General features: G+C 64.3%; 12 protein-coding genes and 1 tRNA gene. 3 read left to right on the top strand and 10 right to left on the bottom strand.

Translation table 11 applies throughout. The features are described from left to right. The 6 genes from B2994_RS00435 to eno all read right to left on the bottom strand — a co-directional run. On the bottom strand, nucleotides 1-1,221 hold a 1,221-nt coding region (locus tag B2994_RS00435; RefSeq protein WP_291526448.1), incomplete at its 3' end, for a hypothetical protein. 315 nt (nucleotides 1,222-1,536) lie between these two features. After that, nucleotides 1,537-1,615: transfer RNA gene (locus B2994_RS00430), tRNA-Leu, on the bottom strand. An 81-nt stretch (nucleotides 1,616-1,696) separates the two neighbouring features. Next, the gene (locus B2994_RS00425) at nucleotides 1,697-2,734 is read right to left on the bottom strand and encodes a Ppx/GppA family phosphatase (RefSeq protein ID WP_291526447.1); all 1,038 of its coding nucleotides are present in this window, start codon (nucleotides 2,732-2,734) and stop codon (nucleotides 1,697-1,699) included. A gap of 43 nt (nucleotides 2,735-2,777) precedes the next feature. Continuing rightward, nucleotides 2,778-3,380 carry a DUF501 domain-containing protein gene (locus B2994_RS00420; RefSeq protein WP_291526446.1) on the bottom strand — a complete coding sequence of 201 codons (603 nt, stop codon included), beginning with the start codon at nucleotides 3,378-3,380 and terminating at the stop codon, nucleotides 2,778-2,780. A 19-nt stretch (nucleotides 3,381-3,399) separates the two neighbouring features. Beyond that, nucleotides 3,400-3,915: an FtsB family cell division protein gene (locus B2994_RS00415; protein WP_291526445.1), complete on the bottom strand. Its 516-nt coding sequence runs from the start codon at nucleotides 3,913-3,915 to the stop codon at nucleotides 3,400-3,402. Between the two features lie 112 nt (nucleotides 3,916-4,027). After that, a complete protein-coding gene (gene eno, locus B2994_RS00410; RefSeq protein WP_291526444.1) occupies nucleotides 4,028-5,323 on the bottom strand; it encodes a phosphopyruvate hydratase in 1,296 nt (431 codons plus the stop codon). Nucleotides 5,324-5,714: 391 nt separating this feature from the next. Here eno and B2994_RS00405 point away from each other — a divergent pair, with 391 nt between their 5' ends. The 3 genes from B2994_RS00405 to B2994_RS00395 all read left to right on the top strand — a co-directional run bounded on the left by B2994_RS00405 (nucleotide 5,715) and on the right by B2994_RS00395 (nucleotide 8,265). Further along, a complete protein-coding gene (locus B2994_RS00405) occupies nucleotides 5,715-6,461 on the top strand; it encodes an ABC transporter permease (protein WP_291526443.1) in 747 nt (248 codons plus the stop codon). Between the two features lie 79 nt (nucleotides 6,462-6,540). Beyond that, a complete protein-coding gene (locus B2994_RS00400) occupies nucleotides 6,541-7,506 on the top strand; it encodes an ABC transporter substrate-binding protein (protein ID WP_291526442.1) in 966 nt (321 codons plus the stop codon). 36 nt (nucleotides 7,507-7,542) lie between these two features. Further along, a complete protein-coding gene (locus tag B2994_RS00395) occupies nucleotides 7,543-8,265 on the top strand; it encodes an ABC transporter ATP-binding protein (RefSeq protein WP_291526441.1) in 723 nt (240 codons plus the stop codon). 47 nt (nucleotides 8,266-8,312) lie between these two features. Here B2994_RS00395 and mfd read toward each other — a convergent pair whose 3' ends face one another. The 4 genes from mfd to B2994_RS00375 all read right to left on the bottom strand — a co-directional run bounded on the left by mfd (nucleotide 8,313) and on the right by B2994_RS00375 (nucleotide 16,554). Continuing rightward, nucleotides 8,313-11,900, bottom strand: coding sequence for a transcription-repair coupling factor (gene mfd / locus B2994_RS00390; protein WP_291526440.1), 3,588 nt, complete (start codon nucleotides 11,898-11,900; stop codon nucleotides 8,313-8,315). Continuing rightward, nucleotides 11,890-12,489: an aminoacyl-tRNA hydrolase gene (gene pth, locus B2994_RS00385; RefSeq protein WP_291526439.1), complete on the bottom strand. Its 600-nt coding sequence runs from the start codon at nucleotides 12,487-12,489 to the stop codon at nucleotides 11,890-11,892. Before pth ends, mfd begins: the two co-directional genes overlap by 11 nt. A 160-nt stretch (nucleotides 12,490-12,649) precedes the next feature. Beyond that, the gene (locus B2994_RS00380) at nucleotides 12,650-13,186 is read right to left on the bottom strand and encodes a GNAT family N-acetyltransferase (protein ID WP_291526438.1); all 537 of its coding nucleotides are present in this window, start codon (nucleotides 13,184-13,186) and stop codon (nucleotides 12,650-12,652) included. An 80-nt stretch (nucleotides 13,187-13,266) separates the two neighbouring features. Next, the gene (locus B2994_RS00375) at nucleotides 13,267-16,554 is read right to left on the bottom strand and encodes a UPF0182 family protein (protein WP_291526437.1); all 3,288 of its coding nucleotides are present in this window, start codon (nucleotides 16,552-16,554) and stop codon (nucleotides 13,267-13,269) included. Nucleotides 16,555-16,577: the final 23 nt, after the last annotated feature.

Raw genomic sequence — 16,577 nt, 5'->3', positions numbered from 1 at the left:
GGTGCCGGTGCTGCCGTCCACGCTGCCCAGCAGGTATTTCCCGTCGCGCATGATCCGGTACCGGGCGCCCCCAAGGCCGAGATTCGGATTGGTGTCGCTGGTCTTCTTGAAGGTGAAATCGCCGAGCGTGGTGATCGTGCTTTGCTGCTTGACCGTGCTCAGGTAGTCCAGGGTCATCTCATACGCGTAGCTGAAGGAATATATGTCCCTCCGGCCCCTGCCGTCAAAACTCGCCACGGCATTGAAGTAACCGACGTTTTTCGCCAGCTGTCCCCCGATGGCTGCGTTCGCGTCGGTGGTGACCGTGAACCCATCCCGGTTGTTGGTATCGTAGCCGGTCAGCCCCGCGATGGTGTTGAAGTTAAAGTCCGTCATCGGGTCATTGGATTGGCCGAAGATCGGCACCAGGCCTTCGCTCTCGTCATTGGTGTCGTACGAGGCGTTGTCCGGGATGCTGTATATGCCGGCCTCGAAGGTGACCCGCTTGCCGCCCCTGCCGTCGCGGACATATGTGAGCGCGGGGGTGTGATGATAATAAATCTGGCTTAGACCTATATCGTTATTAGTCGTGCTAACCGGGATATTCACCTCATCCTTGCTGGTATCCGGATACAGCTTCGCAGGGAAGACATGCAGAACTTCATTCCAGATCTTTAAATCCGGTACGTACTCGTGCTGGCCCGCTTCCCATTGATCATGCGTCGGTTGCGCAATGCCCGGGAACGCAAGCATCTGCAGGCCCACCCCCTTGTTTCGCCTGCCTGGAACCTGATCAGCCGTGTCAATAAGAGTAAGACTCTGAAGATACTGGATGCCGTTCAACGACTTGATGCGCTCGGAAGTACCAAGTTTCTCATACGTCGAATATAAGTCCCAATGCCCATTATCATAGGGGCCCGTAACATCCGCCAGCACATCATCCACGGATTCGGAGGAGAGGTCCTGTCCGGCAAATTCGCTGCGAACCTCCAAGTCAACCGCCTCGCGCAGCACCTCGTCGGGAAAGTACTTGGCCATGGTGGCATCCCAGTCGGCCGGCAGTTTCACCCCTGAAGCCGACCCGTCACGGGCGATGGCGTCCGCGGACGCCGGAAAGGCGCTCGCGACGCATACGCACATCACCATGACCGACGCCAGAAACGCCGACGCAAACCTCAGAATCCGGCGTTCCGCGGCGTGACGCGGCGCCACTCCCGCATATCCGAAGACTCGCCTTCCCATACGGACACTCATGGCTCCATCTCCTCCTCGCGACGCATTCCGCGGCACAACCCGCAAGTGCTCTGGAATCAGAGATACCCCCCCCCAAAGACGTATCTCGTCGAATTCTCCGGGGAGTGCGGTCCCCTGCCGTGTCGACGCCGGGCCAACCCACACTCAGGTATGCGCAGGCCCACCGTGGCAAGCGGCGGGCCTGATCGAAAATTCCACACGTCGAATCCCGTGCGAGCGTTGACGCCGTCCATGGATTCCAAACGCGCGAAATTCCTTGAAATTACAAGAAAACCGCCATTTCTGGCGGTTCCTGGAAAAAAGTGCCCCCGGCGGGAATCGAACCCGCAAGCCGAAGCGATCGATTTTAAGTCGACTGCGTATACCATTTCGCCACGGGGGCGGCGCATGCCCGCCGCGCGCGCAGCGGGACACAGATATTATGCCATGAGGCGGGACGTTCGCGCCAGAGCGGAAGCGTCCGCTAACCGTTCGCCAACAGGCGGCGGCCATAGTCAAGCACGATGCCGTCCAGCAAGCCGTGCTCGCTGGCCACATAGGAATCAATGCGGTCATCGCCGGCCGGCTTCAGCCGGTTGGCCGACTCCGCCACCTTGGCGAGCACGCGGTTCCACACCAGGGCGCCGCCGCCCACCACGTCGACGCGGCCGGGATGGATGGTCTTGTATGCACGCCGGTCCGCACGCGTCATGCGCGTGAACCGGTCGTCGACCGCCGTGATGTCGTCAATACGGACGCGCTTGCCGTCCACCGCCGAATGATCGTATTCGGGCAGGCCCAGCTGCAGCGCGGTCATGGTGGTCACCGTTCCGGACACTCCGATGATCGTTCCGGTGCGTTCGAACGGCACGCTCCGATGGGCCTCGTCGATATGCGCATCGATATCCGCGATCGCCTCGGTGATCTCCGCTTCGGTGGGAGGATCGGTGTGCAGATGCCGTTCGGTCATACGCACCGAACCGATATTCATCGAGAACGCGTGGGTCACCGCGTCGGCGGACGCCTCGACGCCGTCGCCTCCAAGCACCAGTTCGGTGGATCCGCCGCCCAAATCCACCACCAGATACGGGGGCTTCGCCAGTCGCCCGCCGCCCAGCTGCGCATCGAGCACGCTGGTGGCGCCCAGAAAACTCAGACGCGCCTCCTCCGTGCCGGGAATCACCTCAGGGCGAACACCGAGGATGTTTTCGATCGTCTGTTCGAACTCCTCGCGGTTCTCGGCGTCCCGGGTGGCCGACGTCGCCACGAACCGCACGCCGTCGATGCGGTATTCGGCCAGCATGTCAGCGAATTCCCTGGCCGCCTCATACGTGCGGTCCAACGCGTCCTGGGCGAAACGGTGGGTGCGGTCAACGCCCTGACCGAGCCGGACCACGCGCAGCACGCGCGGCAGCAGGTCCTCATAGCCGCGCCCGTCCACACGGGAAATCTTCAACCGTATCGAATTGGTGCCGCAATCAATGCCGGCCACGGTCACCGACCGGCCATTCGCCTCATTCACGTTCAACGCCGCTCCCCTGTATCCTTCCGTATCCTTGTGCCTTTCACCGACCGCCGTCGACGGTCCTGTCGTCGCCTTCGACGTCCAACCGGCCGCAACGGCATACCCGGGGATCGAATTCGCCGCGAACCCGATCCAGCACCATGTCGCCGATCGGGTTGACACCCCGTCCCATCACCAGGGACTGGGCGACCAGCGCATGCAGGCATTTCACGCGCACCGGCATGCCGCCGGCACTGATATTGGCGAGATGCTCTTCGCCGTCGCCCAAGCGCTGAGCCAGGACATGCCGGAACGCCAGATACAGGTCGTGCGCACGCTCATAGGCTTGGCGCACCCGCTCGTCCTGCCCGATCATCGAGGTGTACAACGCCATGTCGCCGGACGCCTCCACATGGGACACCGCCTTGACGGCTTCCGGGCTGGTCAGATAGCACGTGGTGGGGAACGGGATGCCGCCGGGCAGCAGCGGACGGGTCACCACCGCCAACGGGTTTCCGCATACGCAACGCGCCCCGACCGCCACCATGCCACGGGGGTATCTGCCGAGCTGCGCCGTCACGCGAGCTATGTCGCGGCTCGACGCGCCTTCCGCAAGACGCTTGTCGGCCAATGAAGCCGCAAACCGTTGATCATCTGGTGTCATTAGGTACCTTCCTTGCAATTTACGGCTGCGACGACGAACCCTGATCCGGCGTCGCGGCATCGGAACCAGCGCTGCCGCCGCTCTCCCCGGACAACGTGGACGTGGCGGCGTCGGACCGTCCGGCGTCGGCCTGCTCGAAAGCATACGACAACTCCTGATACCAGGGCAACGGGTCCGACCCGGACGTATCGGTCTGCGCGGAATCGGACGAGGAGTCCGTCTGCCCCGTCACAGCCTCCGGATGGAGCACGCGGATGGCCTGTTCGCCGGGGAACACGAAGCCGAGCCGTTCACGGGCCTGCGCCGCCACATACTCGTCATCGTTCCAACGCGCGATATCGTTGACCAGATCCTGATTCTTCTCGACCAGCGCAGCTTCCGTTTTACGCAGGGTGTTCAGCTCCGACAGATTGACCGCATACGTATGAAAAGTGGAGACAAGCTGGATCGAGCCGATGACAATCAGGATGATGGAGAGGAAGAACGCAATAGGCCCCGAATGGATGCGAAATTGATTCTTGCCTGAGCGTGTCATATGCACGAAAATACCCGCCGCGTTCGACGAACGAACACGACGGGCATCGCTTACGCTCGGCGCGTCACCCTATATGGGGATCACCCCATATGAGGAAGACTGCCGCAGGCGATCACTTGGTGTACTTCTTGCAGGCCTTGAACGCGCTGTAGCCGGCATACACGGCCTCGGAACCAAGCTCGTCCTCGATCTCGAGCAGGCGGTTGTACTTGGCAACGCGCTCGCCACGGGCCGGGGCGCCGGTCTTGATCTGACGGGTGTTCTTGGCGACCGCGAGGTCGGAGATGGTGGTGTCCGGGGTCTCACCGGAGCGGTGGGACACCATGGAGGTGAAGCCGTTGGCGGTGGCCAGCTCGATGGCGTCGAGGGTCTCGGTGACGGAACCGATCTGGTTGAGCTTGACCAGCAGGGAGTTGGCGGCGCCGAGCTCGATGCCCTTGGCCAGACGCTTCGGGTTGGTCACGAGCAGATCGTCGCCGACGAACTGCAGGCGGTCGCCGAGCTTGGCGGTGATCTTCGCCCAGTCGTCCCAGCCCTCTTCCTGGTACGGATCCTCGATGGAGACGATCGGGAACTCCTCGATGAGCTGCTCGTAGAAGTCGAGCAGGTAGGCGGCGTCGCGATCGGCACCTTCGAAGTGGTACTTGCCGGTCTCCTTGTTGTAGAACTCGGAGGAGGCGACATCGAGGCAGATGCCGATCTGCTTGCCGGGCTCGTAGCCGGCGGCGGAGATCGCGTCCACGATGTACTTCAGGGAGTCCTTGTTGGACTTCATCTTCGGGGCGAAGCCACCCTCGTCGCCCAGGCCGGTGGCCAGGCCGTCCTTCTTCAGGACGTTCTTCAGGGTGTGGTAGACCTCGACGCCGGCGCGCAGGGCCTCGGAGAAGGTGTCGAAGCCGTACGGGGAGATCATGTACTCCTGGATGTCGGTGGCGAAGTCGGCGTGGGCGCCGCCGTTCATGATGTTCATGTTCGGCACCGGCAGGATGTGGCCGTTGGTGCCGCCGAGGTAGCGGTACAGCGGCATGTCGGCGGACTCGGCGGAGGCGTACAGGGCGGCCAGGGACACGCCCAGGATGGCGTTGGCGCCGAGACGGCCCTTGTTCGGAGTGCCGTCGAGCTCGATCATCAGGTTGTCGAGAGCACGCTGGTCGGCGGCATCCATACCGATGATCTTCGGGGCGATCTCCTCGTTCACGGCCTTGACGGCGTTGAGCACGCCCTTGCCGCCGTAAACGGACTTGTCGCCATCGCGACGCTCCCAAGCCTCAGCTTCACCAGTGGAAGCGCCGGACGGAACCAGGCCCTTGCCCAGAGCGCCGTCTTCGGTCTCAAGATAAACTTCGACGGTCGGGTTGCCACGGGAATCGAGAATCTGACGCGCGTACACGCTTTCAATTGCTGCCACAACTTCTCCTTACGAACTGTATGTTGTGATGACGCAACCAACAATAATGCGTTCGTCGGACGAGGGAAAGCCCGCGGCGCCCGTTGTCCACGCCCCGGGGCAACAATATTGCTCGACACGGGGTGCCCGGGCCATATGCCTCAAACATGCTGGGAAGCCGTCGTATCGCGAGGGACCGCGCATGGTCCCCGGGATGGTTCCGAAAGCGGGCCGGCTGGGCTGAGATCACACTCGTCGAACCTGATGTAGTCAGCACTATCGAAGGGAATGTCAGATGCACGATTATTCCGTGCGTCCGTCCGGCCATTCGGCATCGAATACGCATCAGCATATGGGGGCGTCCGCGGCCTCCGGCGGGTTCGAGCGATCTCGCCGCCGCCGGGGCGTTCATATGCTGCAATCGTCAGCCGCCTGGTTGTCGACGGCCGCGCTCTTGCTGTGGTGGTGGTTCGCCACCTCCACCCCGGCGCAGAGCCGCCCGCTCCCCTCGCCGCGCGAGGTCTGGTCCGCGGGTGTGGAACTGTTCGAAGACGGCATGCTGCTGCCGTCCATCGGCATATCGCTGGCACGCGTGCTCGGCGGGCTGGCCCTGGGATTGCTGCTCGCCGTCCCCGCCGGTCTGCTGTCGGGAGCCACCCGCGTCGGGCTCACGCTGATCGACAAGCCGGTCCATATGCTGCGGGCCATTCCGTTCCCCGCGCTCTCCCCGCTGTTCATCGTGTGGCTGGGCATTGACGAGACGATGAAGATCGCGCTCATCGCCGTCGGCGTATTCGGCCTCGTCTACGTGAATCTGCGCGACGGCGTGCGCGGCGTGGATCCGAAGCTGCTCGAGCTGGCCCGCACGTTGAAGCTCGGCAGAGGCACGGTACTCTGGAGGATTCTCTTCCGCGGAGCGCTGCCAAGTTTCATGACGGGGCTCAGATTCGCGCTCACCGTCGCCTGGATCGCCCTGGTGACCTGCGAGACCGTGAACTCCTCCATGGGGCTCGGCTATATCCTCGCCAGATCGCAGCAGTTCTCGCGCACGGACCAGATGGTGCTGTGCGTGGTGCTCTACGCGCTGCTCGGACTGGCGTCGGAGGCGCTGGTCGGCGTGCTGGAACGCGCCGCAACGCACTACAGAACCGACCGGTGATCGCGGCGCACAGCACGCACAAGGCGAATCAACTTACATCAAGTTCCAATTCCAAGCCATTGTTCAAAAAGGAATCATCATGCTGCATATCACCCCCCGTCGCATCCTCGCCGCGGCCTGCGCCCTGGCGGCCGCCGTCTCGCTGGCGTCCTGCGGTTCGTCCTCGGCGTCGGACGCCACCCCTACGCTGCGCGTCGCCTATCTTTCGACGGCCAACTACCTGACCACGCTGAAGGATGAGGATTTCGCGCAAACCTCCCTCTCCCCCGCCAAAGTCCAGTTCAAGGGCCCGTTCAACCCGGATGACGCATACACCACGGTCACCTCGGGCGCGGCGGACGCCACCAGCACCGGCACCGGCCATTTCATCGACCTCATCGCCGAAAACCAGCCGTGGGTGGCTTTCGCGCTCGAATACTACACCGGCGACTCCCAGGGCATCGTCGCGGCCCCGAACAGCGGCGTCAACACCCTGAAGGACCTGTATGGCAAAAAGGTCGCGCTGATCTCCAAGGGCGGCACCGGCGACTACATCATCCACCAAGCCTTCGCATACAACGGCCTTGACGCCTCGCAGGTGCAGGAGGTGGAGATGAGCCCGTCGAACTTCAGCGCGGCCTTCACGTCCGGGCAGGTCGACGCGATCGCCACCTTCGACCAGAACCTCGCCGCGGCCATCGTGACCCCGGGCGCCAAGCTGCTCACCGACGGCACGCGGTACGACAGTCTCAACGTGTCGATCCACATGGTTGCCAAATCGTTCGCCGAGCAGCATCCGGACCTGGTGAGGAAGCTGTATGACGCGCTGGTCGAGGAATCCGGCAAGGCCCAAAAGGATCCCTCGGTGATCACCAACGCGTACAAGGAGTTCGGAGCCTCCGAGTCGCTGGTGCAGCAGATCGCCAAGTTCGACGTGCCCGAAATCCGTCCGATCGACGACGCCGGCCTCGCCCAGCTCGAGCAGCAGGCCCGGCAGTATGTCGATTTCGGATTCATCGACGCCGTGCCGGATCTCAAGTCGGCCGTAATCGACTGCAGCAAGTAGCCGACGCCATCCCACACAGCAACCAGGTGATCGCATATGACAACCTCGCAGCAGACTCCCGCTTCACGGAACCTCGTTCAGCTCACCGACGTGGCGGTCTCATTCGACGACGTCACGGTGCTGCGCGACATTTCACTGACCATCCGACCCGGTGAGTTCGTGTCGCTTATCGGCAGGTCCGGATGCGGAAAATCGACGATGCTGCGCGTGATCGCCGGATTGCTCCGGCCAAGCTCAGGACGCTGCGAAGTCACGGATTCGAAGGCGATGGGATTCCAGGACGCCCGTCTGGTGCCGTGGATGCGCCTGTGGGACAACGTCACGCTCGGCATGTCCGGCGGCAGGCGCGAGCGGAGGACGCTGGCGGCTCGGGCTCTCGAACAGGTCCAGCTGGCCGATCATGTCGACGCATGGCCCGCCCGGCTGTCCGGAGGCCAGGCGCAGCGGGCCTCGCTGGCCCGGGCGCTGGTGCGCGAACCCAAACTCCTGATGCTGGATGAGCCCTTCGGCGCCCTGGACGCGCTCACCCGCCTGGACATGCAGGATCTGCTGGCTGATCTGCAGCGCGCCCATGGGTGGGCGACGCTGATGGTGACGCATGACATCGCCGAGGCGGTGCGACTGTCGAACCGCATCCTGGTGCTCAAGGACGGCGTGTGGGCCGACCAGTTCGCCATTGACCGCACGAATCTTGACGAGCTGGGCCGGCCGGCCGGCCACGCGCGGCTGGAGGACCGGCTGCGCGCCGCATTGCGTTAGACTGCGCAGCAGCCGTCTCGCGGGGCCGGGTCGGAACCCTATGCCACCTACGCCTGGCGCTTCGCGGAGGGCGTCCACGCGAGATCGTCCAGCAGCCGGCTGGTCCAGGCGACGATCTCGTGCGAGCTCATCGGACCCGAACCGAGCGAACCGGCAAACGGGGTGGCGATGATATACGTCTTGGTGACCGGCCGGTACTGGATGCCCTTGTAGATGCGGGCCATGCGCATCTGCACCGACTCCCGGGGCGTGATTTTGCCGACGCGCAGCCTGCCCGATTGCGCGAGAATCTCGGTTAGACCGAGCTTGCGGGCCTTGAAGCGCAGTCTCGCCACATCGAACAACGCGTCGAATTCGGCCGGCAGCGGGCCGTACCGGTCGGTGAGTTCCTCGGTGAGATCCTTGAGATCATCCTCGGTGCGGGCCGACGCCAGCTTGCGATAGGCTTCGAGCCTGAGCTTGTCCGAATCGATATACGACACGGGAATCGAAGCCTCGATCGGCAGATCGATGGACACCGCCACGGATTCGACCTGCGATTCAGGCTCCTTATACGCCTCCACGGCCTCGGACACCATGCGTACGTAAAGGTCGAAGCCCACGCCCTCGATGTGGCCGGACTGCTCGTCCCCCAGCAGGTTGCCGGTGCCGCGCAGCTCCAGATCCTTCATGGCAACGTCGAAGCCCGAGCCAAGCGCCGTATGCTGCGCGATGGTGGCCAGACGGTCATGCGACTGCTGGGTCATCGGCTTCGACGGATCGTAGAGGAAGTATGCGTACGCGCGTTCGCGCCCTCGGCCCACGCGGCCGCGCAGCTGGTGCAGCTGGGACAGTCCGAACCGGTCGGCGTGGTCGACGATCAGCGTGTTGGCGTTCGAGATGTCAAGGCCCGTCTCGATGATCGTGGTGCACACCAGCACGTCGATGTCGCGGTGCCAGAAATCGCGGATGATCTGGTCGAGCTGCTTCTCGCCCATCTTGCCGTGGGCGATCCCCACATGCGCCTCGGGAACCAGTTGGTGAATCTTGTCGGCCACACGGGAGATGTCCTCGACGCGGTTGTGCACGTAAAACACCTGGCCGCCGCGCAGCAGTTCGCGACGCACGGCCGCGGTGACCTGCGCGTCCTCGTATGCGCCCACGTAGGTGAGCACCGGAAGGCGGTCCTCGGGAGGCGTGGCCAGCGTCGACATCTCACGGATGCCGGTAACGGCCATTTCAAGCGTGCGCGGGATCGGCGTGGCGGACAGCGAAAGCACGTCCACATTGGTGCGCAACGCTTTGAGCGTTTCCTTGTGCTCGACGCCGAAGCGCTGCTCCTCGTCGATGATCACCAGTCCGAGATCCTTGAACCTGATCTTGGGGTTGAGCAGCTTGTGCGTGCCGATCACCACGTCGACGGAACCGTCTTCAAGACCCTTGATGGTTTCGTTGACCTCCTTGGCGGTCTGGAAGCGGCTCACCGCGGCCACATTGACGGGGAATCCCTCGAAGCGTTCGGTGAAGGTCTCGTAGTGCTGCTGCACCAGCAGGGTGGTGGGCACCAGCACCGCCACCTGCTTGGAATCCTGCACGGCCTTGAACGCGGCGCGGACCGCGATCTCGGTTTTGCCGAATCCCACGTCGCCGCAGATCAGACGGTCCATCGGAACCGGCTTCTCCATATCGGCCTTGACCTCGTCGATGGTGGTGAGCTGGTCGGCGGTCTCCTGATACGGGAACGCGTCCTCCAGTTCCTTCTGCCACGGGGTGTCCGGGCTGAAGGCGAAGCCGCGGGCGCGCTGGCGGGCGGAATACAGTTTGACCAGGTCCTCGGCGATCTCGTGGACGTGCTTGCGCGCCCTGGCCTTGGTCGCCGCCCAGTCGGAGCCGCCCAGCTTGTTGAGTTTCGGTGCTTCCGCGCCGATGTATTTGCTGACCTGGTCAAGCTGGTCGGTGGGAATGAACAGTTTGTCGGCGGGGGCGCCGCGTTTGCTGGGGGCATATTCGATCACCAGGTATTCGCGGGTGACCGCGCTCTCCCCCTTGCCGATGGTCCGCTGCCGCATTCCGACGAACCGGCCCACGCCATGCTGCTCGTGGACCACGTAGTCGCCGGGCTTGAGCTCCATGAGATCGATGGCCTTGCGTCGGCGCTTGGGCGTTTTGACGACGCCCGCCGCGGTGCTGCGACCTGTGAGGTCCCGCTCGGTGAGCAGCGCCAGACGGGCGGCCGTGTCGACGAACCCGTCGATGGCCCGGGATCGGATCGGGGTGATTGCGCCGATCCCCGTGGAATTGACGGCGCGGGTGAGCCTGGTCAGCGTGCCCTGCGCGGCCGCGGTGAGCAGCACCTGGTAGCCGGCGTCGACCAGGCCCTCGATGCCCTCATGCGCCTTGGTCTCGTCGCCGCGGAACTCGGCCGGCGCCTGGGCCTTCACCTGGATGTGCCCCGGCAGCGACTCGTCGACGCCGAAGCTGGTGAGGTTGACCACGTCGTGACTGGAGAAGGTCAATGACGATATGGTCTCCTCGTAATCCAGGAAACTTGCCTGATCGAAGCTGATCGGCGCACCGGCGCCATGGCCGGATGCCGCGACGTGCCAGCTGGCGGCCAGGAACTCGTTGGCGGTTTTGGCCAGATCCTCGGCGCTGCGCCGCAGTTTCTCCGGGTCGGACAGGAGCACCACGGCGTGGTCGGGCAGCAGGGCGCCGACCGGCTCCATGTCGTCCACCAGCGCCGGCAGCAGGGACTCCATGCCCTCCACCGGAACGGCGTTGGCGATGGACTCAAGCATGTCCTCGGCGTTCGGAATCGAACCGATCAACGACTTGGCGCGGACGCAGATCTCGCCGGTGAGCTGCAGCTCGCGGCAGGGCGTGGCCCAAATCGAATCGAGGGAGTCGCCGTAGGTGCGTTGATCCGAGGCATGGAACTCGTGAATTTCGTCGATTTCGTCGCCAAAGAGCTCGATGCGCACCGGATGGGGGGCGGTCGGCGGAAACACATCCACAATGCCGCCGCGAACGGCGAACTCGCCGCGGTCCATCACCAGATCGGTGCGGGTGTAGGCGTTCTCCACCAGACGCTTCGCAGCCTGGTCAAGCGGCATGTCCTTGCCCCGTTCGAACACCAGCGGCTCCACGTCGCCGAGGCCGCGAACCACCGGCTGGATCAGCGAACGGACCGGCATCACCAGCACGCGAATGGGACCGAACATGGGATTGCCGGCCTGGGGATGACGAAGCCGGCGGAACACGGCCATCCTGCTGGCCACGGTGTCGGCGCGCGGGCTGAGCCTCTCATGCGGCAGGGTCTCCCATGCCTCAAGCTGCGCTATGTCGGCCGGATCGCCCGGATACCAGGAGCGCAATGCGCCAACTGTCTCCTCGGCGACGCGACCGGACGGCACAACCATCACCACGGGGGCACGACCGGCGATTGCCGCGGCCAAGGCGGGGCGCAGACCTTCCGGCATGCCGACGGTCAGGCTCGGATCGACCTTCGAATCGGGAAACTCGGCCTCGCCGGAAGCCACGTCGTGGAATCCCGGGTCCTTGTCCAACAAATCAAGAAGATACGACAGCGATCCGCCGTCGAGCGGCGAACGCGGCGAAGATGCGCCGTCGGCGCGGGCGCCGGTCTTATCGACCATTGAACTTCTCCTGGGTCTTCGCCAATCCGTGGAACACGAGCTCCTCGGCGGCGTCGGCGCCATCCGCCAGGAAATCGGGAAGCCGCTTGCGCTGGTCGGGGCCGAATCCCCCAAGCACCCAGTTCACGGTGTTGTCGTGGGCGTGCGCGCCGCGAGCCGCGTGGCCGACTCCCATGCGCACACGGGCGTAGCGCGGCGTGCCCAGCGACCGGTCGATTGATTTGATGCCGTTGTGGCCGCCAGCCGAACCGCCGGCCTTGACCTTGATGCGGCCGAATTCGAGATCCATGTCGTCATGGATCACCACGATGCGGTCGGGCTCGATCTGGTAGTAGGCGCTGATCGACGCCACGGCGTTGCCGGAATCGTTCATGTAGGTCAGCGGCTTGGCGAGAAAGAACTTGACGGACCGGCCATCGAGGTTCATCACGGATTTGCCCAGCAGGGCCAGCCCCTTGTGGTCGGAGAAGCCGACGCCCCACCGCTCCGCCAACACGTCGGCGGTCATGAACCCCATATTGTGACGGGTGCCTTCGTATTTTTTGCCGGGATTGCCCAACCCCACGATCAGCCAATAATCAGATGCCATAGCCTACCCTTGATAACCCTTGATATGCTGCTGCGTTCTTCCCTGTGCCCGCGACGGGGCGATATCTCGTGATTGCGAAACCGTCGCGGAGCCGTCAAACGCATCGATTGTACCCACAGGCGTGAACCGGTGGGCCGGCCCCGGCAGCCCGCGGCCCCGCCTACAGATCGAGATGCCAATACGACATGTCGTGCATGCCACGGGTGGAGCGGGCCGCCCGTGGCAGCAGACCGAACCGCGTGAAGCCGAATCGCCTCATAAGCGCGGTGGAACCGGCGTTGTCGGCGAAGATGATGCCGATCGCCTTGCGCATATGGAGACGGCGGGCCTCCCGCAGTAGAAAATCGAGCAGCGCCGTCCCGATCCCCCGCCCCTGACGATCGGGAGCGACATAGTAGGCCAGGTCGACCACGCCGTCGTACCCGGGACGATCGTAGAACACCGACAGCGCCCCGAAGGCGACGATTTCGCGGCCCGATGCGCCGACGCCCCCGTCACCTTCGTCGCGGCTTTCGTCGGTTTCGACGACATACACCCCATACGGCTCCCGGTGCGACGTCACCCACGCGAGCCTCTGTTCGAAGCTCTGGGGCTCGAGATCGGCGGTGGAGCCGCCGGCGGTCACGGAGGCGTTGTAGATCCGCGCGATGGAGCGGATGTCGGATGGGTCATGATCGACGCGACGAATGTGGAGCATACCGACATCATATCGCCGACAACGACCGCGGGCCGGAGGGAATCCCATCCCTCCGGTCCGCGGGTCCGCATCGGCATCCGTCACTGCCCCTGCAGCTCCACGGCTTTGCCGATCGCGTCCTTGAGCCGCTGCTGGGCGTCGCCGTAGGCGGCCCAGTCGCCGTTCCGGCGAGCGGTGTCGGAATCGTTGAGCGCCTTGCTGGCCTCGTCCAACGCCTGCTGCAACGAGCTGGCCGACGATCCCGAGGAGGACGAGGCGGACGGGCTCGGCGAGGCGCTCGACTGCCCGCCGGACGATGACGAACCAGTCGCGCCGGACGAGCCGGACGACGTCGATCCCGCGGAGCCGTCCACCTTCGGCGCCTTGGTCTCCTGCCCGTCGGAGTTGGCGGCGTCGCCGGCCGAGGCGCCGGAATTGCCGCCGAACACCTGGTCGAGGGCCTCGTCAAGGGTGTCGGCGAACCCGACCTGGTCACCGAAGGCGACCAGCACCTTCTTCATCAGCGGGAAGCTGGTGGACCCGTTCGACTGCACGTAGACGGGCTGCACGTACACCAGTCCGCCGCCGATCGGCAGGGTCAGGAGGTTGCCGCGCACCACGTTGGTGGAGCCGGATTGCAGCAGGTTCAGTTCCTTCGACACATCGGCGTTGGCGTTGAAGTTGTTCTGCGCCTGGCCGGGGCCTGGCACATTGGTGTTCTTCGGCAGCTCCATCAGCCGCAGCGTGCCGTAGTTCTTCCCGATGGTGCCCGCGGTGTTGCCGGCGTCGGAGTCCACCGACAGGAATCCGGTGAGGATCTCACGCGTCACCGTACCGGCGGGGATATACGTCGACGTCAGGGAGAAGATGGGCTCGTCGGAACCGCCGGTCTGCAGCGTCAGGTAGTACGGCGGCTGCTTGACGCCCTGGGCGCGCTGGCTGTCCGATTCGGTCGGGTCGGTCGGCGTCTGCCAGAAGTCCTCGCCGGAGAAGAACTGGCTGGCCTGCCTGACGTGATACTTGCCCAGCAGCTCGCGCTGCACCTTGAACAGGCTCTCCGGATAGCGCATATGACTCATCAGATCCCCGGAGATCTCGGAGAGCGGGTGATACTGGCCGGGGAAGATCTGCTCCCACGCCTTGAGCACGGGATCGTTCTCGTCCCAAGCGTACAGATCCACCGAGCCGTCATAGGCGTCGACTGTCGCCTTGACGGAGTTGCGGATGTAATTGGCCTTCTGGGAGCTGAGGCTCTTGACGGTATCGGAGTTCTCGGTGGTCGAGTCCTCGGTGGCCTCGGCCAAATCGACCGTCTGGGAGTACGGGTAGTTCGCCGACGTGGTGTAGCCATCCACGATCCACTTCACGCGGCCGTCGACCACCGCCGGATACACGCGGCCGTCGAGCGTGAGATACGGAGCCACCTTGGCGACGCGCTCCTTGGGGGAACGATCGTAGAGGATCTGGGACTCGGAAGTCACGCGGTCGGAGAAGAGGATCTGGTCGGAGCCGAAACGCACGGCATACAGTAGACGGGAGAAGATATTGCCGAGGCTCGGGCCGCCGTTGCCGGTGAAGGTGGTGGTGGCGCCCTGGGAACCCGTCGGATAATCGAACTCCCACGAGGAGGACCCTTCCGGAGCCCCCACGATCGAGTATTCGGGCGCCTTCGGGGAGAAGTAGATGCGCGGCTCGTAATGTTCCGTGTCAGTCAGCGCGCCGGAGGTCGGGATGTCCTTCTCGAAGAACTCGGGCTGGCCGTCGGACGTGACCTTGTTGCCGTACGCCGCGACGATGCCGTAGCCGTGCGTGTACACGGTATGGTCGTTCACCCAGTTGCGGTTGTCGTTGCCGTCGAGATTGATCTCGCGCGCCGCGATCACCGTGTCCTGGCTTTCGCCGTTGATCTCGTATTTGTCGACCGCGAGCGTGTCGGCGAAGGTGTAGTACTGCTTGGACTGCTGCAGCTGCTTGAAGGTGGACGACACCACCTGCGGGTCGAGCAGGCGGATCTGCGCCGTTGCCTCGGCGTTCTCCGACAGCGCGCCGGTTTTGCCCTGCGTGGTGGCGTCGTACTCCTCGACACTGAGCTTGTCGAGCCCGTAGGCGGCTGTGGTCGCGTCGATGTTGCGCTGAATATAGGTGGATTCCAGCTCCTGCGCGTTCGGATTGACCTTGAACCGCTGCAGCAGCACGGGCCAGACGACGCCCAGCACCAGCGAGACGACGACGACCACGGCGACGGAGATGACCGGGGTGCGCCACAGGCGGAAGGCGGCCATGGCGGAGTTCGCCGGGGTGCCGGCGCCCAGCGCCTTGGCGTTCATGACCCACGCGCCGAGCACCACGCCGAGCAGGGCCACCAGCGCCGCCATCACGATGGTCATGGGGATGGTGGCGTTTACGGAAACGTATGAGGCGCCGGTGATGCGCTCGCCCTGGACGGTGAGCTGACCGAACATGCCCAGCAGCATCTGGAAGGCGGCCACCAGGAAGTTCAGGATGATCCAGACGGCCAGCTGGCGACGGGCGCGGGCCGTCAGGTTGAGGATCGAACGGCCGTGCACCGGCATCTGCAGGCGAATGCCGCCCATCAGGAAATGCGTGATCACGGAGAACACCAGGCTGACCGCCAGCAGCATCTGGACGGCGGACGCCACCAGGCGCAAGCCGGGCAGCACGAACACGTAGAAGCCGTTGTCAATGCCGAACTGCGGGTCGGCGACGCCGAACTTCTGGCCGTTGAACATCAGGAGTATCTCGGACCAGTTGGCGTTGAACTGGGATCCGAAGAGCACGCCCACCACCAGCGACACCACGATCGCGACGCGCATGGCGAGTTTCGTGCTGACGCCCTTGCCCACCTCGATCACATCGCCGTTGACGCGAATGGTGGAACCGTCCGCCGCATCCGGACGGGCTCGGATGGCCAGCCATGCGGAGACGAAGGTCATCAATGCCATGAGCACCGCGTAGGCCACCCACAGGCCGACTTTGACGCCGAGCTGGGTCCAGACCACGGATGAGAAGCCGAGCTGGCCGTACCACATCAGATCGGTGATGAAGTGAGCCAGCCCGAAGAACAGACCGGCGATGACGACGAGAACGACTATCGCCGCCCAGAGGATCCGCGATCCCCTCCGGGAGCCGGATGACTGCGGCCGACTGGTGATGCGCGGGCCGCCATTGGCCCGGCGAGGGGGGACGGAGGCGCCGGCGGCGCCTGAGCGGTTCTCGTCGCCATCGGCCTGAACGTTGATGATGATCGGATCGTCATCGTCTGCACGATTGGCGCGGGCTCGTCGATTGCGGGGATTTCGGGGATCGTTGGGATCGCGGGGGTCGAAGTCTGAGTCGAAGACGCCGCCGAACATATCAAAGAAAGACATGGGTCCAGCCTATCCGACCGTAG

It is taken from the genome of Bifidobacterium sp. UBA744 (assembly GCA_002298605.1).
In the GTDB taxonomy this organism is placed as follows: Bacteria; Actinomycetota; Actinomycetes; order Actinomycetales; family Bifidobacteriaceae; genus Bifidobacterium.
This window is presented reverse-complemented; position numbering and strand designations above follow the sequence as displayed.

Excerpts from the sequence above, each read along its gene's own strand:
- B2994_RS00420 (WP_291526446.1), bottom strand. The coding sequence starts at position 3,380 with ATGACACCAGATGATCAACGGTTTGCGGCTTCATTGGCCGACAAGCGT.
- B2994_RS00415 (WP_291526445.1), bottom strand. The coding sequence starts at position 3,915 with ATGACACGCTCAGGCAAGAATCAATTTCGCATCCATTCGGGGCCTATT.
- B2994_RS00405 (WP_291526443.1), top strand. The coding sequence starts at position 5,715 with ATGCTGCAATCGTCAGCCGCCTGGTTGTCGACGGCCGCGCTCTTGCTG.
- B2994_RS00400 (WP_291526442.1), top strand. The coding sequence starts at position 6,541 with ATGCTGCATATCACCCCCCGTCGCATCCTCGCCGCGGCCTGCGCCCTG.
- B2994_RS00395 (WP_291526441.1), top strand. The coding sequence starts at position 7,543 with ATGACAACCTCGCAGCAGACTCCCGCTTCACGGAACCTCGTTCAGCTC.
- mfd (WP_291526440.1), bottom strand. The coding sequence starts at position 11,900 with ATGGTCGATAAGACCGGCGCCCGCGCCGACGGCGCATCTTCGCCGCGT.
- pth (WP_291526439.1), bottom strand. The coding sequence starts at position 12,489 with ATGGCATCTGATTATTGGCTGATCGTGGGGTTGGGCAATCCCGGCAAA.
- B2994_RS00380 (WP_291526438.1), bottom strand. The coding sequence starts at position 13,186 with ATGCTCCACATTCGTCGCGTCGATCATGACCCATCCGACATCCGCTCC.
- B2994_RS00375 (WP_291526437.1), bottom strand. The coding sequence starts at position 16,554 with ATGTCTTTCTTTGATATGTTCGGCGGCGTCTTCGACTCAGACTTCGAC.